At 69.9% G+C, this 23,343-nt stretch carries 23 protein-coding genes; 5 read left to right on the top strand and 18 right to left on the bottom strand.

Annotated features, from left to right (window positions below):
- Positions 1–11 precede the first annotated feature (11 nt).
- Both JMJ55_RS17885 and JMJ55_RS17880 read left to right on the top strand, forming a co-directional pair.
- A complete protein-coding gene (locus JMJ55_RS17885) occupies positions 12–815 on the top strand; it encodes an EcsC family protein (RefSeq protein WP_202826945.1) in 804 nt (267 codons plus the stop codon).
- Entirely contained in the window at positions 808–1,347 is a 540-nt protein-coding gene (locus tag JMJ55_RS17880) for a 2'-5' RNA ligase family protein (protein WP_236033801.1), read from the top strand. The genes JMJ55_RS17885 and JMJ55_RS17880 overlap by 8 nt, the downstream gene beginning before the upstream one ends.
- A 30-nt stretch (positions 1,348–1,377) precedes the next feature.
- Here the strand turns inward: JMJ55_RS17880 and JMJ55_RS17875 are convergent, their stop codons facing one another.
- The 15 genes from JMJ55_RS17875 to JMJ55_RS17805 form a co-directional block, all read right to left on the bottom strand.
- Complete coding sequence (locus tag JMJ55_RS17875) at positions 1,378–1,740, bottom strand: type II toxin-antitoxin system PemK/MazF family toxin (protein WP_202826943.1); 363 nt, start codon at positions 1,738–1,740, stop codon at positions 1,378–1,380.
- Positions 1,741–2,016, bottom strand: coding sequence for a hypothetical protein (locus JMJ55_RS17870; RefSeq protein ID WP_202826942.1), 276 nt, complete (start codon positions 2,014–2,016; stop codon positions 1,741–1,743).
- Positions 2,017–2,200: 184 nt separating this feature from the next.
- Positions 2,201–4,111, bottom strand: coding sequence for a ferrous iron transport protein B (feoB, locus tag JMJ55_RS17865; protein WP_202826941.1), 1,911 nt, complete (start codon positions 4,109–4,111; stop codon positions 2,201–2,203).
- Between the two features lie 21 nt (positions 4,112–4,132).
- Positions 4,133–4,438, bottom strand: coding sequence for a FeoA family protein (locus JMJ55_RS17860; protein ID WP_202826940.1), 306 nt, complete (start codon positions 4,436–4,438; stop codon positions 4,133–4,135).
- A 79-nt stretch (positions 4,439–4,517) separates the two neighbouring features.
- The gene (locus tag JMJ55_RS17855) at positions 4,518–5,309 is read right to left on the bottom strand and encodes an SDR family NAD(P)-dependent oxidoreductase (RefSeq protein WP_202826939.1); all 792 of its coding nucleotides are present in this window, start codon (positions 5,307–5,309) and stop codon (positions 4,518–4,520) included.
- A gap of 72 nt (positions 5,310–5,381) precedes the next feature.
- Positions 5,382–5,909 (bottom strand): YajG family lipoprotein, encoded by a 528-nt coding sequence (locus tag JMJ55_RS17850; protein ID WP_202826938.1) that lies wholly within the window; start codon positions 5,907–5,909, stop codon positions 5,382–5,384.
- Positions 5,910–5,973: 64 nt separating this feature from the next.
- Complete coding sequence (locus tag JMJ55_RS17845; RefSeq protein WP_202826937.1) at positions 5,974–6,255, bottom strand: hypothetical protein; 282 nt, start codon at positions 6,253–6,255, stop codon at positions 5,974–5,976.
- A 94-nt stretch (positions 6,256–6,349) separates the two neighbouring features.
- Entirely contained in the window at positions 6,350–7,609 is a 1,260-nt protein-coding gene (gene odhB / locus JMJ55_RS17840; protein WP_202826936.1) for a 2-oxoglutarate dehydrogenase complex dihydrolipoyllysine-residue succinyltransferase, read from the bottom strand.
- Between the two features lie 37 nt (positions 7,610–7,646).
- Complete coding sequence (locus JMJ55_RS17835) at positions 7,647–10,541, bottom strand: 2-oxoglutarate dehydrogenase E1 component (RefSeq protein ID WP_202826935.1); 2,895 nt, start codon at positions 10,539–10,541, stop codon at positions 7,647–7,649.
- Between the two features lie 136 nt (positions 10,542–10,677).
- A complete protein-coding gene (gene sucD, locus JMJ55_RS17830) occupies positions 10,678–11,568 on the bottom strand; it encodes a succinate--CoA ligase subunit alpha (RefSeq protein ID WP_202826934.1) in 891 nt (296 codons plus the stop codon).
- A 3-nt stretch (positions 11,569–11,571) separates the two neighbouring features.
- Positions 11,572–12,792, bottom strand: a complete 1,221-nt coding sequence (gene sucC, locus JMJ55_RS17825) for an ADP-forming succinate--CoA ligase subunit beta (protein WP_202826933.1) — start codon at positions 12,790–12,792, stop codon at positions 11,572–11,574.
- A 40-nt stretch (positions 12,793–12,832) separates the two neighbouring features.
- Complete coding sequence (gene mdh, locus JMJ55_RS17820) at positions 12,833–13,786, bottom strand: malate dehydrogenase (protein ID WP_202826932.1); 954 nt, start codon at positions 13,784–13,786, stop codon at positions 12,833–12,835.
- A 262-nt stretch (positions 13,787–14,048) separates the two neighbouring features.
- Complete coding sequence (locus JMJ55_RS17815; protein ID WP_202826931.1) at positions 14,049–14,435, bottom strand: hypothetical protein; 387 nt, start codon at positions 14,433–14,435, stop codon at positions 14,049–14,051.
- Positions 14,436–14,474: 39 nt separating this feature from the next.
- Positions 14,475–15,635 (bottom strand): cell division protein ZapE, encoded by a 1,161-nt coding sequence (zapE, locus tag JMJ55_RS17810; RefSeq protein ID WP_202826930.1) that lies wholly within the window; start codon positions 15,633–15,635, stop codon positions 14,475–14,477.
- Between the two features lie 47 nt (positions 15,636–15,682).
- On the bottom strand, positions 15,683–15,931 hold the full coding sequence (locus JMJ55_RS17805; protein WP_202826929.1) for a DUF2171 domain-containing protein: 249 nt from the start codon (positions 15,929–15,931) through the stop codon (positions 15,683–15,685).
- 186 nt (positions 15,932–16,117) lie between these two features.
- Between JMJ55_RS17805 and ahcY the strand changes: the two genes are divergently transcribed.
- A complete protein-coding gene (gene ahcY, locus JMJ55_RS17800) occupies positions 16,118–17,512 on the top strand; it encodes an adenosylhomocysteinase (protein WP_202826928.1) in 1,395 nt (464 codons plus the stop codon).
- Here ahcY and JMJ55_RS17795 read toward each other — a convergent pair.
- Positions 17,506–18,162, bottom strand: a complete 657-nt coding sequence (locus JMJ55_RS17795) for a DUF1275 family protein (RefSeq protein WP_202826927.1) — start codon at positions 18,160–18,162, stop codon at positions 17,506–17,508. The genes ahcY and JMJ55_RS17795 overlap by 7 nt on opposite strands.
- Positions 18,163–18,266: 104 nt before the next feature.
- On the opposite strand from JMJ55_RS17795, the gene JMJ55_RS17790 reads away from it, so the two are divergent.
- Complete coding sequence (locus tag JMJ55_RS17790; RefSeq protein ID WP_202826926.1) at positions 18,267–19,352, top strand: TRAP transporter substrate-binding protein; 1,086 nt, start codon at positions 18,267–18,269, stop codon at positions 19,350–19,352.
- 68 nt (positions 19,353–19,420) lie between these two features.
- Entirely contained in the window at positions 19,421–20,224 is an 804-nt protein-coding gene (locus JMJ55_RS17785) for an undecaprenyl-diphosphate phosphatase (RefSeq protein WP_202826925.1), read from the top strand.
- A 3-nt stretch (positions 20,225–20,227) separates the two neighbouring features.
- On the opposite strand, the gene JMJ55_RS17780 is transcribed toward JMJ55_RS17785, so the two are convergent.
- Together JMJ55_RS17780 and JMJ55_RS17775 are read right to left on the bottom strand one after the other, a co-directional pair.
- Positions 20,228–20,737, bottom strand: a complete 510-nt coding sequence (locus JMJ55_RS17780) for a hypothetical protein (RefSeq protein ID WP_202826924.1) — start codon at positions 20,735–20,737, stop codon at positions 20,228–20,230.
- 60 nt (positions 20,738–20,797) lie between these two features.
- Positions 20,798–23,278: a PAS domain-containing protein gene (locus JMJ55_RS17775; protein ID WP_202826923.1), complete on the bottom strand. Its 2,481-nt coding sequence runs from the start codon at positions 23,276–23,278 to the stop codon at positions 20,798–20,800.
- Positions 23,279–23,343 lie beyond the last annotated feature (65 nt).

The following is a 23,343-nucleotide window of genomic DNA, read 5'->3' as shown; positions in this document are numbered from 1 at the left end:
TTGTTGCCGGCATGAGCGAGACCGAGACCCTTCCCGTCCCCGCCACCCTGCGCAGCGACGACCATGCCGCGCTGGCCGCGGCGGTGGCCATCCTCGAAGGCACCTCCCTGCCTGTCCGCCTGGCCTCCCTGGTCGGTGGCTCGGTCGAGGCCTTGAAGCGCCGCCTGCCGGAGGCCGCGCAGCGGATGCTGGACGGCGCCATCCGCCGCGCCCTGGAAGGCGCGATGGGGGCCGCCCTGCGGTCCGACCCGGCGCGCAACCCGACGCCGCTCTCGGCCACTTGGCTGCATCGCGGGCTGCTCGCCGCCTCCGGCGCCGCCGGCGGGGCCTTCGGCCTGCCGGGCACGCTGATGGAACTGCCGGTCTCCACCACCCTGCTGCTGCGCCGCATCGCCGCCATCGCCGCCGAGCAGGGGGAGGATCTGTCCGACCCGCTGGTGCAGGCGGAATGCCTCAAGGTCTTCGCCCTCGGCGGCCGCGACCCGGCGGATGACGACGGGGAGAGCGGCTATTTCGCCCTGCGCATCGCGCTCGCCGAGACGCTGAAGGGCGCGGTTGGGCGGGGGCTCGGGTCGCTGCTGCCCGGCTTCCTCGGCGCCATCGCCGCCCGCTTCGGGGCGCCGGTCGCGGTGAAGCTCTCGGCCCAGGCGGCGCCGGTGATCGGCGCGGCCGGGGGCGCGGCGGTGAACCTCGCCTTCCTCGAGCATTTCTCCGGCATCGCCGGGGCGCATTTCACCATCCGCCGGCTGGAGCGGGCGCATGGCCCGGCCCTGGTGCGCGCCAGCTACGAGGCGATCCGGCGCGGCCTTGGCTGACCCGCTGATCCTGACGCTGCGGCTCGACGCGGCGAGCCAGACCTGGTTCGACCGGCTGCGCCGGGCGCATTTCCCGCCCGAGCGGAATTTCCTCGCGGCGCACCTGACCCTGTTCCATGCCCTGCCGGGGGCGGAGCGCGCGGCGATCGAGGCCCGGCTGCGGGCGGTGGCCGCGGCGGAGGCGCCGTTCCCGCTGGAGGTGGGGCCGCCCTTCCCCCTCGGACGCGGTGTGGCGTTCCGGTTGTTTTCGGACAAACTCCAATTCCTGCATGCCGGGCTGGCCGCGGGCTGGCGCGACTGGCTCGGCCCGCAGGACCGGCAAAGGCTGCGGCCGCATGTGACGGTGCAGAACAAGGTCGCACCGGAGGCGGCGCGGGTGCTGCAAGGCGAGTTGGCGGCGGGGTTCAGCCCCTTCGTGGCGACGGGCGAGGGGTTCCAGCTCTGGCACTATCGCGGCGGGCCGTGGGAAGAGGCGGGGGAGTTTGGGTTCGAAGGTGGTTCAAACCAGGTCAACCGGGATCAATCCGGCTAAATTCCCATAAAGCGGACGCATGGCCGGCCGCTACGGGAACACCATCCTGACGCGCCGGTTGGCCTCGGACACCAGCGCCGGATCAGCCTTGTCCTCATACTGGATGTCGCGGGCCTGGTAATCGAGGGAGCGCAGGGCCGAAAGCACGACGACGCCGGCGATGCGGCCGGCCTTGATTGGCAGTTCGAAGCCCGACAGCTTCCCGCCCTTCGAGGTGATGGGCGCGATCACCGCCAGGCCCGTCGCCTGGTTGAACAGGTCGGCCGAGAGAACCAAGCCGTAATGCGGCCCGGCCATCTCATGGCCCGCCTGCGGGGACCAGTTGAGATGCGCCACGTCGCCGAGGGCGGGGACATAGCCCGCCCATTGGAAGTTATCGCCGCGCTTCGGCACCTAGAGGCCTTCCTTGCCCACCGCCTCTTCGGCTTCCCAGCCCCGGAGGCGGTTCTTCACATCCTCCGCATCGTAGCCCTGCACGAGGTCCGCCAGGCTCTTCGGACGGGGGTCGCTTGCTTCGGCTACGATCTCATCCAGCCGCGCCTCGCTCAGCAGGACGAAGGTTTGTCCCCGCCTTCGGATGCGGACAACGCCGCGGACAGCGGCGTCCAGCACCGGTCCGGAGGTCTTGAGATCGCTGGCCGTGAATTCGGCAATGGATGGCACATGCATGGCGGGGCTTCCTTCCATCGAGCGGCGCTACCGCCGCGATGGCACTTCCGTAAAATACGGATTTTGGGGAAACGGCAAGTGACGCTTGCGTGGCCCCAGATGCCGGCGGAAGGATAGAGAATAAGGATTTTATTCTTAGTAGCGGGGCCCACCCCCTCAACGCAAGCGAAATGACTCCTGCCCCCTACCCCGCCCCCAGCGCCCGCGCCACCTGGAACGTCACGAAAGCCGCCGCATAGGCCAGCGTCACCATGTAGCCGAAGGTGAACCAGGCCCAGCCGCGGCTGCCCGTCTCCCGCCGGATCACGCCCAGCGTCGCCACGCATTGCGGCGCGAAGACATACCAGGCGAGGAAGGCCAGCGCCGTCGCCAGGCTCCATTGCTCGGACAGGGCTTGGCCAAGCTTCGGCGCCTCCTCCTCGGCATTCTCCACCGCATAGACGGTGCCGAGCGAGGCCACCGCCACCTCCCGCGCCGCCATCCCCGGGATCAGCGCCACGCCGATCTGCCAGTTGAAGCCGATCGGCCGCAGCACCGGCTCCACCGCATGGCCGATGGCATAGGCCAGGCTGTATTCGATGGCGGGCTCCGTCGCGCCCTCCGGCGGCCGGGGGACGGAGGAGAGGAACCAGATCACCACCATCATCGCCAGGATGATGGTGCCCGCCCGGCGCAGGAAGGCCTTGGCCCGCTGCCAGAGGCCGAGCGCCAGGTTCAGCGGCCGCGGCCATTTGTAGTCCGGCAGCTCCAGCATGAAGGGCTCGGTCGGCTGGCCGCGCCAGAGCAGCCGCTTGAAGGCGAAGGACATGGCCAGCGCGCTGGCGATCCCGGCGGCATAGAGGCCGAACATGACCAGGCCCTGCAGCCCGACCCAGCCCCAGGCGCCGGTGCCTACCGGCCGGTCGGGGATGAAGGCGCCGATGATCAGCGTATAGACCGGGATGCGGGCCGAGCAGGTCATCAGCGGCGCCACCAGGATGGTCGCCAGCCGGTCCCGCCGGCTGTCGATCACCCGCGTCGCCATGATGCCCGGGATGGCGCAGGCGAAGGAGGAGAGCAGCGGGATGAAGGCCCGGCCATGCAGCCCGGCGCCGCCCATGATGCGGTCCATCAGGAAGGCGGCGCGGGCCATGTAGCCGAAATCCTCCAGCAGGAGGATGAAGAGGAACAGCACCAGGATCTGCGGCAGGAAGACCAGCACGCTGCCGACCCCGGCGATCAGCCCGTCCTGCAGGAAGCTCCGCAGCAGGCCGAGCGCGCCCTCCTCCGGCAGCAGCCCGCCGACCGCGGCGCCCAGCGCCTGGAAGCCGGCATCGATCAGGTCCATCGCCGGCTGCGCCCAGGCGAAGACCGCCTGGAACATCAGGAACAGCACCGCCAGCAGGACCACCAGCCCGGCGACCGGGTGCAGCAGCACCGCATCCAGCCGCCGCGTCACCGCATCCCGCCGGTCCGGCGCATGCACGGCGGCGGCGAGGATCCGGTCCGCCTCCCGCTGGAGGGCGCGCAGCCCGGCGGCATCGGGCGGGGTCCAGCCGCCGGCGGGCGGGGCCGCGGCCGGCAGCCGCGCCATCCGGTCCAGCTCGGCCAGCAGCGCCGCCGTCCCGCCTCGCCGCACCGCGACCGAGGTGACAACCGGCAGACCCAGTGCCTCGGCTAGCAAATCGGTATCGATCTCGATCCCGCGGTGCCGGGCGATATCGGCCATGTTGAGGGCGAGCAGCAGCGGCCGCCCGGTCCGCTTCAGCTCCAGCACCAGGCGCAGGCCGAGGCGGAGATTGGTCGCATCGGCGACGCAGACCAGCAGGTCCGGCGGCTCCACCCCCGCCTGGGTGCCGAGCACCATGTCGCGCGTCACCACCTCATCCGGGCTGCGGGCGCGGAGCGAATAGGTGCCGGGCAGGTCGACCAGGCAGACCTTGCGGCCCTCGGGCGTCGAGAGGTCGCCCTCCTTCCGCTCCACCGTCACGCCGGGATAGTTGGCGACATGCTGGCGGCTGCCGGTCAGCGCATTGAACAGCGCCGTCTTGCCGCAATTCGGATTGCCCACCAGGGCGATGCGGAGATCGCGCTGGGCCGGGGCCAACTCATTCATCGGGGGATGTCCCTGCCGAGGTCAGTCCAGCGGCTCGACCAGCACCGCGGCCGCTTCCCGCCGGCGGAGGGCGATGGTCGCGCCATCCACCCGCACCGCGATCGGGTCGCGGCCGAACAGGCCCTGGTGCAGGATCTCGACCCGCGCGCCCTCGACGAAGCCGAGTTCCAGCAGCCGCCGCTCCAGCTCCTCCGCCGCCAGGCCGCCGCTGGCGAAGGCGCGCAGGCCCTGGATGCGGCCGCGGAAGCCGCGCGGGGCGGCGCCGAGGTCGAAGCCGGGGCTCGCCTGGAAGGGGTCAGCCGTGACGGCATCGGTGATGAAGGACATGCGGGATCCGTGGGCCGGAATCCCCCTATCTAGATGCGAATGCTTGTCGACTGCAACTCAACGCCCCGCAATGCGCCGGTCACCCGATCTGCACCAGCCGCCCGCCATCGACCGGCAGGGCGACGCCGGTGATGAAGCCGGCCTCGTCGCTGGCGAGGAAGAGGGCGGCATTGGCCACGTCCCAGGCAGTGCCCATCCGCCGCCGCAGCGGCACCTTGGCGTCGCGCTCGGCCGCCACCTCGGCCCGGGTCTTGCCGGTATGGCGGACGCGGGTATCGACCGCCATGGGCGTGTCCATCAGCCCGGGCAGGATGGTGTTGCAGCGGATGCCATGGCCGGCATTCTGGTTCGCCACCTGTTCGGTGACGGCGATCATCGCCGCCTTGGTCGCCTTGTAGGTGACATTGGGATAGCTCTCGACCGCCGCGGCCGAGGAGATCGAGAGGATCACGCCCGAGCCCTGGGCCCGCATCACCGGCAGGGCATGCTTCACCGCCATGACGAAGCCGCGGAGATTGATGGCGGTGACGCGGTCGAAGGCGTCCTCGGTGATCTCGGTCGGCGGGGCGTCGCCGCCGGCGAGCGAGACGCCGACATTGTAGTGCAGGATGTCCAGCCGGCCGAAGCGCCGCACGGCCTCGGCGATGGCGGCGGCCAGCATCGCCTCCCGCGTCACATCGGCTTCGAAGGCGGAGGCGCCGTTGCCGGCCTGGCGGGCGGTTTCCTCGGCGGAGGCGAGGTCGCGATCGGCGCAGAGAACCCGGGCGCCTTCTTGGGCGAATCGGATGGCGGTCGCCCGGCCATTGCCGATGCCCTCGCCAGGGCCTTGCCCGGCGCCGATGATGATGGCGGTCTTGTCCTTGAGGCGCATGGCGCTTCCTCCCCTGGCGTTCCGCCCATGCTGCATCGGGCGGGGCGGATGGGGTAGGGGCGCCGTCGGGCCTCAGCCGCGAATCGCAGCTCGGAAGCCCGGCTTGTCCAGCAAGGTGTCGATCGCCTCGCTCATGCTGCGGAGCGCCACGCGCTTCAGGTCATCGACCGAAGCGAAGACGCCGGTGCTCAGCGACAGGATGCTGCCATCGACATTGTAGGCCTTGGTCCGGTCGGACCAGACCTCGCGCCCGGTGGCGCGTTCCGTCACCCGGATGCCGAAATCGGCCGTGGCTTCCCGCCGCACATACTGGTTGGCATCGAACTGGTAGATCGTGATGGCCAGGGCATAGCGCCCGTCCCCCGTCCCCGCCTGCAACCCGCGCGCCGCCAGCGCTTCGGAGAAGGCCCCGGCCACGACTTGGTCGACCGGCCGGTCGGCCTCCAGCGTCTTGACCGGATTGCCATAGCCGCCGCGGATGGTTCCGATCCAGCGCGGGTCGTCGCTGCCAGCGCGCCGCTGGTTCGTCACCGGCTGCACCACTGCGACTAGCGGCCGGGCCGAGACGGCGCTGACCGGCACCGTCGGCGCATAGGCCATGGGCGCCTGAGTCGTTCCGCAAGCCGCAAGAAAGCCAACTAACAGAAGGCTTGCGACCCGCACCTCAGATCTCCCGCGGCGGCCGCGGCCGGCGGGGCACGCGCGGCCCGTTGCCGAAGCCTTCCTGATGCGACGGCACGCGCCGCTCGCGCGGCGGCGGCGGCGGCGCGGCCAGCTCGGCCTGCAGCTCGCGGATCTTGCCGGCGATCGAGGTACGCAGCTCCGGCGAGGTGTGCGGCTTCAGCGTCTTGTAGGTTTCCTTCAGCTCGGCCAGCAGCCGCACCTTCTCCTCGCGCGTCCGCTTCAGCGGACGGTTGTCGGAGAACTGGCCTTCAAAGGAACGCATTGGAACTCTCCCGGTGCAGGTGGCGGCAGCCCGTCCCCGGGGTGGGAGACGGGCGCCTTTGGTCCGGAGTTTAGCAGGAATGTGCGGTCGATGCTCAGATATCGAGCATCAGCCGGCGCGGATCCTCGACGCTTTCCTTCACGCGGACGAGGAAGCTGACGGCTTCCTTCCCGTCCACGATCCGGTGGTCGTAGGACAGCGCCAGATACATCATCGGCCGCACTTCGATCTTGCCGCCGACGACCATTGGCCGGTCCTGGATCTTGTGCATGCCAAGGATGCCGGACTGCGGCGGGTTCAGGATCGGCGTCGACATCAGGCTGCCATAGATGCCGCCATTGGTGATGGTGAAGCTGCCGCCCGCCATCTCCTCAAGCTTGAGCTGCCCGTCGCGCACGCGCTTGCCGAAGCTGCCGATGGTCTTCTCGATCTCGGCGAAGCCCATCCGGTCGGCATTGCGCAGCACCGGCACGACCAGGCCGTTCGGCCCGCCGACCGCGATGCCCATATGGACGAAGTTCTTGTAGATGATCGAGTCGCCCTCGATCTCGGCGTTGACGGCGGGGAATTCCTTCAGCGCCGCGACGCAGGCCTTCACGAAGAAGGACATGAAGCCGAGCCGGACGCCGTGCCGCTTCTCGAAGGTGTCGCGGTATTCGGCGCGCAGCGCCATGGCCGCGCCCATATCCACCTCGTTGAAGGTGGTGAGCATGGCGGCATTGCTCTGCGCCTCCTTCAGCCGGCGCGCGATGGTGATGCGCAGCCGGGTCATCTTCACCCGCTCCTCGCCTTCCTCCAGCGCGCGGGCGCCCTTGGCGGCGGGGGCGGCGGCCGGCGCCGCGGCGGGGCGGCTGAGGAAGTCGAGCACGTCGCCCTTGCTGATCCGCCCGTCCTTCGCCGTGCCGGTGCCGATCTGCTCGGCACTCACCTTGTTCTCGGCCATCAGTTTGGCGGCGGCGGGCAGCGGCGCATGCGGGGTGCCGGGCACGGCGACGGGGCCCTGCGGCACCCGCGGCTCCTCGACCTTCGGCTGGGCGGCGACGGCCGGCGCCGGGGCGGGCGCGGGTGCCGGGGCCGCGGGCTTCGGCGCCGCGGCGGGCTTCGCCGCGCCGGCACCAGCGGCGCCGATCACGCCGAGCACCGCACCCGGCTCGACCTCGGCGCCCTCATCGGCGGCGATGGATTCGATGACGCCGGCGGAGGGGGCATTCACCTCCACCGTCACCTTGTCGGTTTCCAGCTCCACCAGCGGCTCGTCCACCGCGACGGTCTCGCCGGCCTTCTTCAGCCAGCGCGCCACGGTGGCGGTGCTCACGCTCTCGCCGAGGGTGGGTACCAGGATATCCGTCGCCATCGTTCTCTCTCGCCTTCCGTCTCGCAGTGGCCGGGGCTCAGAGCCCCAGCGCCGCCCGCACCAGGGCTTCCTGCTGCTGCTGATGGACCTTGGCGAGGCCCGAGGCCGGGCTCGCCGCTTCGTCGCGGCCGACGTATTCGGGCCGCTTCGCCTTGATGTCGAGCCCCTTCAGCACCTTCTCGATCCGCCGGTCGACGAAGGTCCAGGCGCCCATATTCTCGGGCTCCTCCTGGCACCACACGACCTCGGCGTTCCTGTAGGGCGCCAGCGCCTGGCCCAGGCTCTGCTGCGGGAAGGGATGGAGCTGCTCGACGCGGATGATCGCCACGTCCTTCACGCCCTTGTCCCGCCGTTCCTGCAGCAGGTCGTAATAGACCTTGCCGCTGCAGAGCACGACGCGCTTCACCGTCTCCTCCGGCGCGATCGCGTCGATCTCCGGGATCAGGTAGCGGAAGCCGCTGCCGGGCCCGAACTCCGAGAGGCTGCTGACCGCGAGCTTGTGCCGCAGCAGCGACTTCGGCGTCATCAGCACCAGCGGCTTGCGGTAATTCGCCTTCAGCTGGCGCCGCAGCGCATGGAAGTAGTTGGCCGGCGTGGTCAGGTTGCAGACCCGCATGTTCCGCTCGGCGCAGAGCTGGAGGTAGCGCTCCAGCCGGGCGGAGCTGTGCTCCGGCCCCTGGCCCTCATAGCCATGCGGCAGCAGCATCACCAGGCCGGACATGCGCAGCCACTTGGTCTCGGCCGAGGCGATGAACTGGTCGATGATGACCTGGGCGCCATTGGCGAAGTCGCCGAACTGCGCCTCCCACAGGACCAGGCTGTGCGGATCGGCCAGCGAATAGCCGTAGTCGAAGCCGAGCACGCCGAACTCGCTCAGCAGGCTGTTGAAGGCCTCGAAGCGCGGCTGGCCGTCGCGGATGTTGTTCAGCGGGACGTATTCGGCCTGGGTCTTCTGGTCGACCAGCACCGCATGGCGGTGGCTGAAGGTGCCGCGCTGCACATCCTCGCCGGAGAGGCGGACGCGATGGCCTTCCAGCAGCAGCGTGCCGAAGCCGAGCGCCTCGCCGGTCGCCCAGTCGATGCCCTCGCCGCTCTCGATCGCCTGCTTCTTGGCCTCGAGCTGGCGGGCGATCTTCGGGTTCGCCGCGAAGCCCTCCGGCACGCGGCCGAGCGACGCGCCCACCTCGCGCAGCGTCTCCAGCGGGACGGCAGTGGGATGGAGCTGCTCGACCTGCTCGTCGGTGCCGATCGGCTTCAGCCCGGACCAGTGGCCTTCCAGCCAGTCCGCCTTGTTGGGGCGGAAGGTCTGGGCGGCCTGATGTGCCTCCTCCAGCCGCTGGTTGAAGGCGTCCCAGATCGCCTTGGCCTGCTCGGCCGGGACGCTGCCCTCGGCCGCCAGGCGCTCGGCATACAGCGTCCGGGTGGTCCGCATCTCCTTGATGCGACCATACATGATCGGCTGGGTGAAGGCCGGCTCGTCGCTCTCGTTATGGCCGTGGCGACGGTAGCAGACGATGTCGACCACCACATCGGTCGAGAATTTCTGGCGGAATTCGGTGGCGAGGCGGGAGACGAAGACCACCGCTTCCGGGTTGTCGCCGTTCACATGCCAGATCGGCGCCTGCACGGATTTCGCCACATCGGTGCAATAGAGGCCCGAATAGGCATGCACCGGGACGGTGGTGAAGCCGATCTGGTTGTTGGTGACGATATGCATCGTGCCGCCGGTGCGGTAGCCGATGAGCTGGCTCATCGCCAGCGTCTCATAGACCACGCCCTGGCCGGCGAAGGCGGCATCGCCATGCAGCAGAATGCCCATGACCGAATGCCGGCCCTTGGTGTCGCCCGCCATGTCCTGCCGCGCCCGGACCTTGCCGATCACGACCGGATCGACCGCTTCCAGATGCGAGGGATTGGGCTGGAGCGAGAGGTGCACCTGGCGCCCCGCCACCTCGATATCGGTGCTGGTGCCGAGATGGTATTTCACGTCGCCCGAGCCCTGGACGTCGTCCGGGTTGGCGCCGACGCCGGCGAATTCCGAGAAGACCTGGGTGAAGGGCTTCTTCACCACATTCACCAGCACGTTCAGCCGGCCGCGATGCGCCATGCCGATGGCGATCTCGTTCACACCGGCGCCCGCGGCGGTCTCGATCACCGCCTGGATGGCCGGGATGGTGCTCTCGCCGCCCTCGAGGCCGAAGCGCTTGGTCGAGACGTATTTGCGGGCACAGAAGGCCTCGAAGCCCTCGGCCTCGGTCAGGTCCTCCAGGATGGCGCGCTTGCCCGCGGCATCGAAGGCCGTGGTCCAGGGGGCGCCTTCCATGCGCTGCTGGATCCAGGCCTTCTGCTCCGGATCCTGGATATGCATGAACTCGACGCCGATCGGGCCGCAATAGGTGGCCCGGCAGATCTCCATGATCTGCCGCGGGGTCGCGGTCTCGAGGCCGAGGACGCCGTTGATGAAGACCGGGCGGTCCATATCGGCGTCCGAGAAGCCCCAGAAGGTGGGGTCCAGCTCCTGGTGGCGCTTCTGCTGCTGCAGGCCGAGCGGGTCGAGCTGCGCCTCCAGATGGCCGCGCACCCGGTAGCTGCGGATCAGCATCAGGGCGCGGATCGAATCGAGCTGGGCGCGGCGGATCACCTCCGGGTCGGCAGCGGCCGGGGCAGTGGCGGCCTTGTCCTTGCCAGCCGGGCCCTTGCCGGCCGGCGGGGCCTCGGGCTCCGGCGCGAAGCCGCCGCGCGGGCGCGGCGCCCAGGAGGCGCCGACCGCATCGGTCAGCACCGCCTTGGCATCGTCGTCGAGGGCGGCGAAGAGGTCGGCGAAGGACGGATCGACGCTCTCGGGCCGTTCCACCCAGCGGGCGTAGAGATCGGCGAGATAGGCGGCATTGGCGCCCGTCATCGCAGTCGCGAGGATATCCACTCCGGCCATGTGTCTCTCCGTGCCGGCCAGCCGGACCGGCGGTCTCAATCGGCAAGTGCAATGGATGCCGGGCCCCGGACGGGGCCCTGGCGCCTGCCCTACATAGGGTTTGGGGCGGGCCTGTGGCAGGCCCCCCGCCCCGATATCAGCCCTTCAGGGCTTTCACCATGGTGGAACCGAGCGCCGCCGGGCTGTCCGCGACATGGATCCCGGCCGCGCGCATCGCCTCGATCTTGGCCGCGGCGGTGTCCTTGCCGCCCGAGATCACGGCGCCGGCATGGCCCATGCGGCGGCCGGGCGGGGCGGTGGCGCCGGCGATGAAGCCGACGACGGGCTTATGACCCGCCCCCTTGGCCTTGTTCTCCCGCGCCAGGAACTCCGCTGCCTCGATCTCCGACTGGCCGCCGATCTCGCCGATCATGACGATCGACTTGGTCTCGGGGTCGGCCAGGAACATCTCCAGCACCTCGACGAAATCGGTGCCCTTGACCGGGTCGCCGCCGATGCCGACGCAGGTGGACTGGCCGAGCCCGGCGGCGGAGGTCTGCGCTACCGCCTCATAGGTCAGCGTCCCCGAGCGGGAGACGATGCCGACCGAGCCGCGCCGGTGGATATGCCCCGGCATGATGCCGATCTTGCAGGCATCTGGGGTGATGACACCCGGGCAGTTCGGCCCGATCAGCCGTGACTTCGACCCCCCGAGCGCCCGCTTCACCCGCACCATGTCGAGGACGGGGATGCCCTCGGTGATGCAGATGATCAGCGGCAGCTCCGCATCGATCGCTTCCAGGATCGCATCCGCCGCGAAGGGCGGCGGCACGTAGATGACGCTGGCATTGGCCCCCGTGACGGCGACGCAATCCGCCACCGTGTCGAAGACGGGCAGGCCGATATGGGTGCTGCCGCCCTTGCCCGGCGTCACGCCCCCCACATACTTCGAGCCATAGGCGATGCCTTGCTCGGCATGGAAGGTGCCCTGGGCTCCGGTGAAGCCCTGGGTCATGACCTTGGTGTTCTCGTCGATCAGGATCGCCATGGCTCAGGCTCCCTTGGTCGCGCCAGAGGCGCGCGACTCATTGACAGCGGCGACAACCTTCTGCGCCGCGTCCGCCAGATTCTCGGCGGGGATGATGGCGAGGCCACTCTCGGCCAGGATCTTCTTGCCCAGCTCGACATTGGTGCCCTCCAGCCGTACGACCAGCGGCACCGAGAGCGAGAGGTTCTTCGAGGCCTCGACGATGCCATTGGCGATCATGTCGCACTTGGCGATGCCGCCGAAGATGTTCACCAGGATCGCCTTGACGTTGCTGTCCGAGGTGATGATCCGGAAGGCTTCCGTCACCCGCGCCGCATTCGCCGTGCCGCCGACATCGAGGAAGTTCGCCGGCGAGGAGCCGTAGAGCTTGATGATGTCCATCGTCGCCATGGCGAGGCCGGCGCCGTTCACCATGCAGCCGATCTCGCCGTCGAGCGCGACATAGTTCAGGTCGTTCTTGACCGCGTCCAGCTCCTTCGGGTCCATCTCCGTGTCGTCACGGAGCGCCTCGAGGTCCTTGTGGCGGAACAGCGCGTTGTCGTCGAAGGAGACCTTGGCATCGAGCGCCACGATCTCGCCCGCGCCGGTGACGACCAGCGGGTTGATCTCGACGATGGCGCAGTCCAGCTCCTGCACGGCGCCATAGAGCGATGTGACGAATTTCGTGAAGCTCGCCACCTGCTTGCCGGTCAGGCCGAGGCCGAAGGCGAGCTTGCGGCAATGGAAGCCGGAGATGCCCGAGGCCGGGTCGATCGCCGCCTTCAGGATCTTCTCCGGGTGGTGCTCGGCGACCTCCTCGATCTCCATCCCGCCCTCGGTCGAGGCCATGACGGTGAGGCGGGAGGTGGCGCGATCGACCAGCAGGCCGAGATAGAGCTCGCGCTTGATGTCGCAGCCATCCTCGACATAGACGCGGGAAACGACCTTGCCCGCCTCACCGGTCTGCTTGGTGACCAGCGTCTTGCCGATCATCGCCTCGGCCGCGGCCTTGACGTCCTCGACCGACTTGACGACGCGGACGCCGCCCTTGCCGTTCGGGTCTTCCTTGAAGCGCCCGGCGCCGCGGCCGCCGGCATGGATCTGCGACTTCACCACATAGACGGGGCCGGGCAGCTTCTTCGCCGCCTCGGCCGCTTCTTCCGGCGTCCAGGCCACATGGCCCTGGAGCACCGCGACGCCGTAGCGCCGCAGCAGCTCCTTCGCCTGGTATTCATGGATGTTCATACGGTCATCCCCTGCAAGCGAATGGACGCCAGACCGGCTCTCAGACGCCAAGCTTCTTGAAGTCCTCGATCAGCTTCTTCACCGCGTCGCAGGACTTGTCGAAGGCGGCCTTCTCCTCCGGCGTGAACTGCACCTCGACGATCTTCTCGACGCCGCCGGCGCCGATCACGACCGGCACGCCGACATAGAAGTCGCTGAGGCCATACTCGCCGTTCAGCATCACGGCGCAGGGCAGGACCCGCTTCTTGTCCTTGAGGTAGGCCTCGGCCATCGCAATCGCGGAGGCGGCCGGGGCGTAGAAGGCGGAGCCCTTCTCCAGCAGCTTCACGATCTCGCCGCCGCCATTGGCGGTGCGGTTCACGATGGCGTCGATCTTCTCCTGCGTCGTCCAGCCCATCTTGATGAGGTCGGGAACGGGGATGCCGGCGACGGTGGAGTAGCGGGTCAGCGGCACCATGGTGTCGCCATGGCCGCCGAGCACGAAGGCGGTCACGTCCTCGACCGAGACGTTGAACTCCTGCGCCAGGAACAGCCGGAAGCGGCTGCTGTCCAGCACGCCGGCCATGCCGACCACCTTGTTCGCCGGCAGGCCGGACTTCTGCTGCAGCGCCCAGACCATGACGTCGAGCGGGTTGGTGATGCAGATGACGAAAGCGTCGGGGGCGTAGGTCTTGATGCCCTCGGCCACCTGGCCCATCACGCCGGCATTCTTGGTCAGCAGGTCGTCGCGGCTCATCCCCGGCATGCGCGGGAAGCCGGCGGTGACGATGATGACATCGGCGCCCTTGATCGCGGCATAGTCGCCGGTGCCGGCCATGGCGGCATCGAACCCGTCCACCGGGCCGGACTGCATGATGTCGAGCGCCTTGCCGGCGGCGACGCCGGGGAACACGTCGAACATGACGACGTCGCCCAGCTCCTTCAGGCCGATCAGGTGGGCGAGGGTGCCGCCGATATTGCCGGCGCCGATCAGCGCGATCTTGTTGCGGGCCATTGACACGTCCTTGAGGGCAGGAGGGCGGAACCCGCCGGACAGCCCGGAGGCGCCCAGGGCAGGAACTCCGCCGGCTTCCTACTCCTGCCCGCCCGGACCGGCAAGGCGGCCCCGGCGGGCCCGGGGCCCACCGGAAAAAAGCCCCGGCACCGGCCCCCACCCCCACCCGGCCACCCACGACAGTATGCTGATGGGTGACCGGGCGGGGGTGCGGGCCGGTACCGCCTTCTGGACTGCGCCTATGGCGCATTCCAGAGCAACCCTAGATCGGCATGCAGCGGACGATGTCATCATGGCCCCGGGCGAGGGTCGCCATGGTCCCGTCCGGGCATTCGTTCGCCTGGATGCCTGCCGCCGGCGGCAGGCCCTGGGTCCAGCTCATCCGCGCCGGGGCGGGGGCGTGACGCTCACGCGGCAGGACAAACCCGGTCCCGCGGCCCCGCGGGGGGGCGAATCCGACGCGGATCAGCCCGGGACGGCGCAGCGTCACCTGCCGGGCCGGCTTCGCCACCGGGCTCGCCAGGGCGGCCCGCGCCGGGGCCGCCGCGTGGGCCCCGGGCCGCTTGCTGCCGCGCTGCGCCGCCTCCGCCCCCATCGGCAGGGAGCAGGCCAGGGCGAGGGCCAGCCAGGCAAGGGACCATCGGCGCATGCAGAATTCTCTCCGTTCCGTGAACAATATCACGCAACATTACGTCAGATGGGGCAAGCCCAGATAGTCCTGGCTCTGCATTTCCATCAGCCGGCTCGCGGTGCGCTCGAACATCGCGGCGTTCTCGCCCTGTTCGTAGAGCAGGTCCGGCGGCGCCGCGGCCGAGGCCACCAGCTTGCAGCGATGCTCGTAGAGCGCATCGACCAGGGTGATGAAGCGCCGCGCCCGGTCGAAATTCTCCGGCCCCAGCCGGGGAATGCCGTCCAGCACCAGGGTGTGGAAATGGGTGGCAACGGCCAGGTAGTCAGCCGGGCCCAGCGGCCGGCCGCAGAGCGTGTCGAAATCCGCCCGGGCTACCCCGCGCGCCGCCTCCGGCAGCTCGACGCTGCGGCCGAGCACGTTCAGCCGCGCCGGCCCGCCCCGCGCCTCCCCGGTCAGCTCCTGGAAGGCGGTGTCCAGCGCCCGCTCCGCCTGGCCACCGAGCGGGCTGTGCCAGGTCGGCAGGCCGCGGATCCTCTCCCGCCGGTAGTCCCGGCGGGCATCGAGGAAGAGGACGTTCAGCCGCTTCTTGATCAGCCCGATGAAGGGCAGGAAGGCATCGCGGCCGGGCTTGCCCTTGAACAGGTCGTCGGGCGCGGTGTTGCTGGTCGCCACCACCACCACGCCGCGGGCGAACAGCGCCTCGAACAGCCGGCCGAGGATCATCGCATCGGCGATGTCATGCACCTGGAACTCGTCGAAGCAGAGCAGGGCGGCATCGGCGCTGATGCTGTTGGCCAGCGGCGGGATCGGGTCCGCCTCGCCGGGATTGCGCCGCTTCCAGGCATGGATCGTCTGGTGGCAATCCTGCATGAACTGATGGAAGTGGATGCGCCGCTTGCGGATGACATCGGCGCATTCGAAGAACAGGTCCATCAGCATGGACTTGCCCCGCCCGACCTCGCCGACGAGGTAGAGGCCCTGCGGCGTGCCCTCCGGCGCCTCGGGCACCGGCTTGCGCCGCATGAAGCGGGCGAAGAAGCCGGATTCCGGCGGCGCCTCCGGATGCGGGTCATAGCCGCGCAGCCGGTGCCACAGCTCCTGCAGCGTCTCGGCGGCCAGGGCCTGGGCCTCGTCCGGCTGAAGCAGCCCGGCCGCGATGCGGGCGCGGTAGGCCGGAAGCGGTCCTTGGCTGGGGCGGGGGGTGAGGTCGGCGGGCATCGCGGCGGCGGGGATAGCCCGCCCCGCCGCTGCCGGCAACCGAGGGGCTAGACGGGGTCGGAGCCGCGGGTTTCGGTCATGCTCCGCGCTTCGCTGGCGGGGATCGAGAGATGGACCTTCTGGTCCTCGATCCGGGCCACGGCGCCGAAGGAGATGTAGCGGTGCTGGCCGCCCGAGGCGGGATCCTGCTTGGTCAGCTTCAGCCGGGTGGTGTCCACCGAATCGATGGTGCCGACATGCTGGCCGTCGGAGCCGACGACCTCCATGTGCTCGGCGATCTTGCTCATGTCGATCATGGCGCTCTCCTCCGGGCCGCGGCACGCGGCCGTTGCGGGGAAACGGCCCAGCCCCGGAAAGGATGCAGCAGCCGCTCCGTTCCGACATCAGATATAAAGATATCCTTATGTCTCGCCGGAACCCTCTGGCCAGGGAACCGGCCCCGTGCTAGGCCGCGCCGAACCGCGAACCGAGGATTGCGACGCATGGCCGATTATATCGTGAAGGATCTCTCCCTGGCCGATTGGGGTCGGAAGGAGATCGCCATGGCCGAGGACGAGATGCCCGGCCTGATGGCGGTCCGGCGCGAATACGGCGCCGCCCAGCCGCTGAAGGGCGCCCGCGTCGCCGGCTGCCTGCACATGACCATTCAGACCGCCGTGCTGATCGAGACGCTGAAGGCCCTCGGCGCCGATGTCCGCTGGTCCTCCTGCAACATCTTCTCGACCCAGGACCATGCCGCGGCCGCCATCGCCGCCGCCGGCACGCCGGTCTTTGCGGTGAAGGGCGAGACCCTGCCGGAATACTGGTCCTATGTGCAGAAGACGCTCGAATGGGCGGATGGCGGCGAGCCGAACATGCTGCTCGACGACGGCGGCGACATGACGCTGCTGGTGCATTACGGCCTGCGGGCGGAGCGGGGCGACACCGGCTTCCTCGACAAGCCGACCAATGAGGAGGAGGAGGTCTTCTTCGCCCTCATCCAGAACCTCCTGAAAACCAAGCCGGGCTGGTTCGCCAAGCTCGCCGCCAGCATCAAGGGCGTCTCCGAGGAGACGACCACGGGCGTGCATCGCCTCTACATCATGGCGAAGGAGGGCAAGCTGCTCTTCCCTGCCATCAATGTGAACGATAGCGTCACCAAGTCGAAATTCGACAACCTCTATGGCTGCCGCGAGAGCCTGGTCGACGGCATCCGCCGCGGCACGGACGTGATGATGTCCGGCAAGGTGGCGATGGTCGCGGGCTTCGGCGATGTGGGCAAGGGCTCGGCCGCCTCGCTGCGCAATGCCGGCTGCCGCGTCATGGTCTCCGAGGCCGATCCGATCTGCGCCCTGCAGGCGGCGATGGAGGGCTACGAGGTAGTGACGATGGAGGATGCCGCGCCGCGCGCCGACATCTTCGTCACCGCCACGGGCAATGTGGACGTCATCACCATCGACCACATGCGGGCGATGAAGCACCGCGCCATCGTCTGCAACATCGGCCACTTCGACAGCGAAATCCAGGTCGCGGCGCTGAAGAACCTGAAGTGGCAGAATGTGAAGCCGCAGGTCGATGAGATCGAGTTCCCGGATGGCAAGCGCATCATCCTGCTCTCCGAGGGGCGGCTGGTGAATCTCGGCAATGCCACGGGCCATCCGAGCTTCGTGATGTCGGCCAGCTTCACCAACCAGACGCTGGCGCAGATCGAGCTGTGGTCGAACCCCGGCAAATACGAGAAGAAGGTCTACGTCCTGCCGAAGCACCTGGACGAGAAGGTGGCCGCCCTGCACCTGGAGAAGGTCGGCGCCAAGCTGACCAAGCTCAGCGCGCAGCAGGCCGCCTATATCGGCGTGCCGGAGCAGGGCCCCTTCAAGGCCGAGCAGTACCGCTACTGAGCCCGACCTGACTGAGGCCAACCGGCGGCGGCCAGCCCGGCCGCCGCCAATGCCGCCGCCAGGGCCGGCACGACCAGCGCGTCCTGGCCCATACGCGTTTCGAGCCAGGCGCCCGCCGTGGCGCCGGCCACCAGCGCCATCCAGGCCGCGATCTGCACCATCCAGGCGCCGTGCCGCCCTGCCCCGGCCAGCGCCGTGATCAGCGCATCGGCGAAGCGGGTCAGCGCGCCGGTGACGAAGGTGATACCCCCGACGCCGGGCAGCGCCATGTTCAGCGCCCCCATGGCCGGCACCATGGCGAAGGCCATGGGCGGCAGCCCCGCCCCGCCGATCCAGGAGAGGCGCCAGGCACAGGCCAGCAGCGCCGCCACCACGCCGAGCACCACCGGCGCCCGCCAGGCCCCGGCCAGCCGCGCCAGCCCCGCCCCGGCCACCGCCCCGCCGGCAAACAGCAGGACCACCAGCCCCAGCTCCGCCGCCCGGTCCGGCTGCCCCTCGGCCAGGGCCAGGCCGAGCAGCGTGCTGGTTCCGCTCATGAAGCTGACGAAAAGCTCCCGCAGGCGCAGCCAGCCGATCGCATCGACGCAGCCGCCGATCGCCACCAGCGGCACCGCCATCCAGGCCCGCCGCAGCGCCCCATCTACCGCCATCCACCTCTCCACCATGAAGGGGGTATTGCGTCCGCGCCCGGTTCGGGCTTTTCCATCCCCCGCCTTCGCACGCAATTCCGCCAAGCCCGGGAGGATCGAATTCCATGAACCGTCGCCGCATCCTGGGCGCCGCCACGCTGGCCGCGCCCGTCGCCCTTGCCACACCCGCCTTGGCGCAAACGGCGCCGGAGGTGAATTGGCGCGTCTCCTCCGCCTTTCCGCGCAATCTCGATGTGCTGTTCGGCACCGGCGACGCCATCGCCAAGCGGGTCGGCCAGCTGACCGAGAACCGCTTCCGCATCCGCTTCTTCCCGGCCGGCGAGGTGGTCCCGGGCCCGGCGGTGCTGGATGCGGTGCAGTCCGGCTCGCTCGAGGGCGGGCATGCGCCGCTCTATTACTTCTCGGGCAAGGATGCGGCGCTCAACTTCTTCACCGCGGTGCCCTTCGGCCTGAATGCCCGGCAGAACATGGCCTGGCTGCAGTATGGCGGCGGGCAGCAGCTCTGCAACGAGCTGCTGGCCGAGTTCAACTGCGTCGGCTTCCCGGCCGGCGATACCGGCGCCCAGATGGGCGGCTGGTTCCGCAACGAGGTGCGGAACCTCGAGGAGCTGAAGGGGCTGAAATTCCGCACCCCGGGGCTGAACGGCCAGCTCTTCTCCCGGCTCGGCGCCGTGCCGCAGGCGATCGCGCCGGCCGATATCTATCCCTCGCTGGAGCGCGGCGCGCTGGATGCGGTGGAATTCGTCGGCCCGCACGATGACGAGAAGCTCGGCTTCGTCCGGGTCGCCCGCTACTACTACTATCCGGGCTTCTGGGAGGCCGGGGCGCATCTGCACTTCATCGCCAACCGCGACGCCCTGGCCAAGCTGCCGGAGACCTACAAGGCGGCGCTGGAAGTGGCCTGCGGCGAGGCCAATGCGAACATGCTGGCGCAGTATGACCACCTGAACCCGCAGGCGCTGCGCCGCCTGGTCGCCGCCGGCGCCCAGCTCCGCCCCTGGCCGCGCGAGGTCCTGCAGGCCGCCTGGCGCGAGGCGACCGCCATGTATGAGGAGATGTCGGGCAAGAACGAGCGGTTCAAGAAGATCTGGACCGCCTACCGCGCCTACCGGGATGAGGAATACCAGTGGTTCCGCATCGCCGAGAGCAGCTTCGACAATTTCGCGTTCCCGGCCTCGGCGCAGCGCTAGCGGCCGCTACCCGGATGCGGCGGCGGCAGCTATAGCCGGCTGCCGCCGCATCCGGAGCCTGCCCCTTCATGGACCTCGCCGCGATCCTTTCCGCCATCGCCATGGGCGTGCTGGAGGGGCTGACCGAATTCCTGCCGATCTCCTCGACCGGCCATCTGATCCTCCTCGGCTCGCTGATCGGCTTCCAGGGCCCGCCGGGCAAGGTCTTCGAGATCGGCATCCAGCTCGGCGCCATCTGCGCCGTGGTCTGGATCTACCGCGACCTGCTGCTGCGGCTGATCGGCGGCTTCTGGCGGCCGGGGCAGGAACGCTACTACGTGTCGAACCTGTTGCTGGCCTTCATCCCGGCGGCCGTCATCGGCGCGACGCTGCACAAGACCATCACCGAGCGGTTGTTCAATCCCTGGGTCGTCTCCGTCGCGCTGATCCTGGGCGGCATCGCCATCATCCTGATCGAGCGGGCCCGCCCGCGCCCGAACATCCATTCGGTGCCGGAGATCGGCCCAGTGGCGGCCCTGCTGGTCGGCTTCGGCCAAGCGCTGGCGATGATCCCCGGCACCTCACGCTCCGGGGCGACCATCATCACCGCCCTGCTGCTCGGCGTGGACCGCAAGGCGGCGGCGGAGTTCAGCTTCGTCCTCGCCATCCCAACCATGCTGGCGGCCAGCGCCTACAGCCTGCTCAAGGTCCGGCACGAGATCGCGGCCGACGGCCTGGGCCAAGTGGCGATCGGCTTCGTCACCGCCTTCGTGGTGGCGCTGCTGACGGTGCGCTGGGTGCTCTCCGTCATCGGCCGCATCGGCTTCACGCCCTTCGGCTGGTACCGGATCGCGATCGGGACCGTCATGCTGCTCTGGCTGGCCCTTCACTAGACTTCAGCGGCCAGTCCCGGCAGCCGGGGGCGTAGCGCCTCCGCTACCCGAGGCGCTGGCCGCCTGCATCACCTGCTGCCGCAGCCCGGCCAGGATCTGCACCGCCCGGTCGGCCGCCTGCAGGCTGCCCTGCCCGCCCTCCCGCTGGGCGGAGATGAAGCCCGACAGCGCCTCCCGCAGCTCCCGGTCGGCGGTCTTGTAGGCGTCCGTGCCCATGAAATCGGCCGGCGCGCGGTGCAGGCTCTCCTGCGCGCCACGCGCCACCTGGCTCAGCTCGACCCGCTGCTGGGAGACGGCGCCGCCCTGCCGCTGGGTCGGCGCCCCGGTCGCCTCCTGCTGCGCCTGGCGCAGCCGGTTCTCCGCATCCTGCAGCATGGTGGCGTAGGATTGCAGGTCGGTCGCCGCCGGACGCCCGGTGCCCTGGTCCTGATCGGGGGTGGAGCGGAACTGCGCCCAAGCCCCGGGCACCGGCCCGGCCAGCATCGCCGCCACCAGCAGAATTCTCGCGCGCATCCCCGCCTCCTCGCTCACGCCTCAGCGAACGCGAGGCGCGGCGGCGGGGTTGCCCGAGGCTCAGACCGGCTCGCGCTGCGTGGCCTGGTCCAGGGCGATGGCATCCTCCGGCTCGGGCTCCGGCCCGTCCCGCTGGACGATCCGGCTCAGCGGCAGGTCCAGGGTGCAGGCGAGGCCGGCCGGGCGCCAGTCGAGGGAGAGGCTGCCGCCGAGCTGCCGCAGGGTCGCCTTCAGCAGCCGGGACCCGAAGCCCGCCCGCCTGGGCGCCCCGGCGATGGCCGGACCGCCGGTCTCCACCCAGTCGAACAGGAGCTGGTCCGCCGCGCCGTCGAGCCGCCAGGCGATCGAGACCGCGCCTTCCGCCACCGAAAGCGCGCCGTATTTCACGGCATTGGTGGCGAGTTCGTGGAGGACCATGGAGATCGGCTGCGCCGCCTCCGCCGAGACGGTGAGCGGCGGGCCGGCGATGCCGATCCGGGGTCCGCTCTCGAGGTTGATGAAGCCCGCCAGCTCGGCCTCGACGAGGGTGCGGAGATCGGCCCCGGTCCAACGCCCCTGGGCGAGCAGGGTCTGGGCGCGGGCCAGGGCGCCGACCCGGCCGGAAATGGCGGCCGCGAAGGCCTGCGCATCATCCTTCGTCGTCAGCCGCAGCGCGGCCTGCACGACCGCGAGCGCATTCTTCGACCGGTGGTCCACCTCCCGCGCCAGCAGCATCTGGCGCTCCTCCGCGAGGTGGCGGTCGGTGACGTCCTGCACCGCGGCGATCAGCCGCGCCTTCTGCCGGCCGGCCTGCGGCACCAGGGATGCGGTGATGCAGGCCCAGCGGATGGCGCCATCCCTGCGGCGGAAGCGTACCTCGCCCTGATAGGGCTGCCCGCCCGCCAGCGTGGCGCGGAAGGCCGGCTCCCAGCGCGCGCGGTCGTCCTCATAGACGATGTCGAGCAGGCTCAGGCCGGTCAGCGGCTCGCCGGCCGCGGCGCCGATGACATCGCGGAAACAGGCATTGGCCCGCGTCAGGCGAAGCGAGGCGGCATCGCACTGGATGTTGCCGATGGCCGAATTCTCGAAGATGGCGCGGAATTCGGCCTCGCGGCCGGCGATCTCCTGCTCGGCCGCCTTGCGTTCGGTCACGTCGATGCTGATGCCGATGAAGCGTTCCCCCGCCGCGCCCTGGCGGCGAATCCAGCGGGCCCGGGCCAGGATCACGCGCTCCTCGCCGGTATCGGCGCGGCGGATGCGGAACTCGTCGCTATAGGTGGCGCGGGAGTCGAGGGCGGCCCGCCGACGCGCCGCGGCCCGGTCCCGGTCCTCGGGATGCAGCATGGCCAGCCAGGCCTCCCAGCCCAGCCCATCGGGGAAGGCATCTTCGGGCAGCCCATACAGCCGGAGCTGGGAGGCGCTGGCCAGCATCCGCAGGTTCTGCGGCTCGATCTCCCAGGACCCGATCCCGCCGGCGTCCTGGGCCAGCAGGAGCCGCTCCTCGCTGGTGGCCAATTCCCGGGTGCGCCATTCCACCCGGGCTTCCAGGTCGAGATTGGCCCGGCGCAGGCGCTGCTGCTGCCGATGGATGGTTCGGGCCAGGAGGCAGAGCAGGGCGGAGGCCAGCAGGCTGATCGGCACCTCCCAGGCGATGGAGGCGAGCCATTGCGCCCGGATCGCCCCCCGCGGCCGGCTGGTGACGGCATAGACCGGCCAGCCGGCGACGCGCCGGGCCGCCGCGATGCTGCCATCGGTCTCCGCCTCGATCCTGGCATCGCCGCGCCGCATCGCGGCGACGATCGGACGCTCCGGCGGGATCGGCGGCAGCGGCGCGTCGAGGCCGGTGGAGCGGGCCAGGATCTCGCCATCGCTGCGGACGAGGGTGAGGACATCGCCCTCGTCCCGCGTCAGCTGCGTCAGGCCGGCGGCGAGATCCCTGGGATAGACGGAGACATTGACCAGGCCGTCATACTCGGTCGGCGGCAGCCCGCTCCCGGTCTCGGTGCGGCGGCGGCTGACGGCGAAGAAGGTCTGCCCGACGGCCCGGCCGCGATAGATGCGGCTGACATGGGTCTCCGGCGGGTCCGCCTGGCGGAGCGCCTGGCTGAATTCCCGGTCCGAGAGATCGAGGTTCGGCGGCACGGGGTAGAGGTTGGTCGCAAGCAGGAGCCGCCCGTCCCGGCCATGCACGAAGCCCGAGAGTCCGGGATGCTGCGCCAGCAGGGCACGGGTCTTCTGGTGGAGGGCCTCCTCCCGGGCGCGGATCTCCGCATCGGTGATGCCATGCAGGGTGTCGTCGAGCCGCATGACCATGATCCGGTGGGTGTCGAGCACCCGTCCGGCATATTCGGCCGCCGCATCGGCGGCCCGTGCCAACTCGGCGCGCGTCCTGACCTGGGCATCGTCCCGGGCGGACCAGAGACGGATGCCGGCAACCGCCAGGGGAAGCAGGGCCACCGCCGCCAGCAGCACCGTCGAAGCGCGCCGCCATGGCCCGCCCCGATCGCCACCTCCGGCCTTGGCGCCACCGTCCTCGGGATCGCTGGAAGGTTGCTCCGACAACTCGGCCCGCGCTCACATTGGTCGTTAACCATGGACAATGGCAGGGGCGAGATGGCTTGTCTGTA

The sequence above is a fragment of the Belnapia mucosa genome, assembly GCF_016775475.1.
Classification (GTDB): Bacteria; Pseudomonadota; Alphaproteobacteria; order Acetobacterales; family Acetobacteraceae; genus Belnapia; species Belnapia mucosa.
Note: the sequence above shows the minus strand (reverse complement) of the source record. Positions and strands in the feature narration are given on the sequence as shown.

Bases quoted from the DNA above. Each gene is read 5' to 3' on its own strand.
- JMJ55_RS17845 (WP_202826937.1), bottom strand. From the start codon at position 6,255: ATGCGTTCCTTTGAAGGCCAGTTCTCCGACAACCGTCCGCTGAAGCGG.
- zapE (WP_202826930.1), bottom strand. From the start codon at position 15,635: ATGCCCGCCGACCTCACCCCCCGCCCCAGCCAAGGACCGCTTCCGGCC.
- sucD (WP_202826934.1), bottom strand. From the start codon at position 11,568: ATGGCGATCCTGATCGACGAGAACACCAAGGTCATGACCCAGGGCTTC.
- JMJ55_RS17850 (WP_202826938.1), bottom strand. From the start codon at position 5,909: ATGGCCTATGCGCCGACGGTGCCGGTCAGCGCCGTCTCGGCCCGGCCG.
- sucC (WP_202826933.1), bottom strand. From the start codon at position 12,792: ATGAACATCCATGAATACCAGGCGAAGGAGCTGCTGCGGCGCTACGGC.
- JMJ55_RS17860 (WP_202826940.1), bottom strand. From the start codon at position 4,438: ATGTCCTTCATCACCGATGCCGTCACGGCTGACCCCTTCCAGGCGAGC.
- mdh (WP_202826932.1), bottom strand. From the start codon at position 13,786: ATGGCCCGCAACAAGATCGCGCTGATCGGCGCCGGCAATATCGGCGGC.
- JMJ55_RS17790 (WP_202826926.1), top strand. From the start codon at position 18,267: ATGAACCGTCGCCGCATCCTGGGCGCCGCCACGCTGGCCGCGCCCGTC.
- JMJ55_RS17785 (WP_202826925.1), top strand. From the start codon at position 19,421: ATGGACCTCGCCGCGATCCTTTCCGCCATCGCCATGGGCGTGCTGGAG.
- JMJ55_RS17805 (WP_202826929.1), bottom strand. From the start codon at position 15,931: ATGATCGACATGAGCAAGATCGCCGAGCACATGGAGGTCGTCGGCTCC.
- odhB (WP_202826936.1), bottom strand. From the start codon at position 7,609: ATGGCGACGGATATCCTGGTACCCACCCTCGGCGAGAGCGTGAGCACC.
- feoB (WP_202826941.1), bottom strand. From the start codon at position 4,111: ATGAATGAGTTGGCCCCGGCCCAGCGCGATCTCCGCATCGCCCTGGTG.
- JMJ55_RS17815 (WP_202826931.1), bottom strand. From the start codon at position 14,435: ATGCGCCGATGGTCCCTTGCCTGGCTGGCCCTCGCCCTGGCCTGCTCC.
- JMJ55_RS17835 (WP_202826935.1), bottom strand. From the start codon at position 10,541: ATGGCCGGAGTGGATATCCTCGCGACTGCGATGACGGGCGCCAATGCC.
- JMJ55_RS17855 (WP_202826939.1), bottom strand. From the start codon at position 5,309: ATGCGCCTCAAGGACAAGACCGCCATCATCATCGGCGCCGGGCAAGGC.
- JMJ55_RS17885 (WP_202826945.1), top strand. From the start codon at position 12: ATGAGCGAGACCGAGACCCTTCCCGTCCCCGCCACCCTGCGCAGCGAC.
- JMJ55_RS17870 (WP_202826942.1), bottom strand. From the start codon at position 2,016: ATGCATGTGCCATCCATTGCCGAATTCACGGCCAGCGATCTCAAGACC.
- JMJ55_RS17780 (WP_202826924.1), bottom strand. From the start codon at position 20,737: ATGCGCGCGAGAATTCTGCTGGTGGCGGCGATGCTGGCCGGGCCGGTG.
- JMJ55_RS17795 (WP_202826927.1), bottom strand. From the start codon at position 18,162: ATGGCGGTAGATGGGGCGCTGCGGCGGGCCTGGATGGCGGTGCCGCTG.
- ahcY (WP_202826928.1), top strand. From the start codon at position 16,118: ATGGCCGATTATATCGTGAAGGATCTCTCCCTGGCCGATTGGGGTCGG.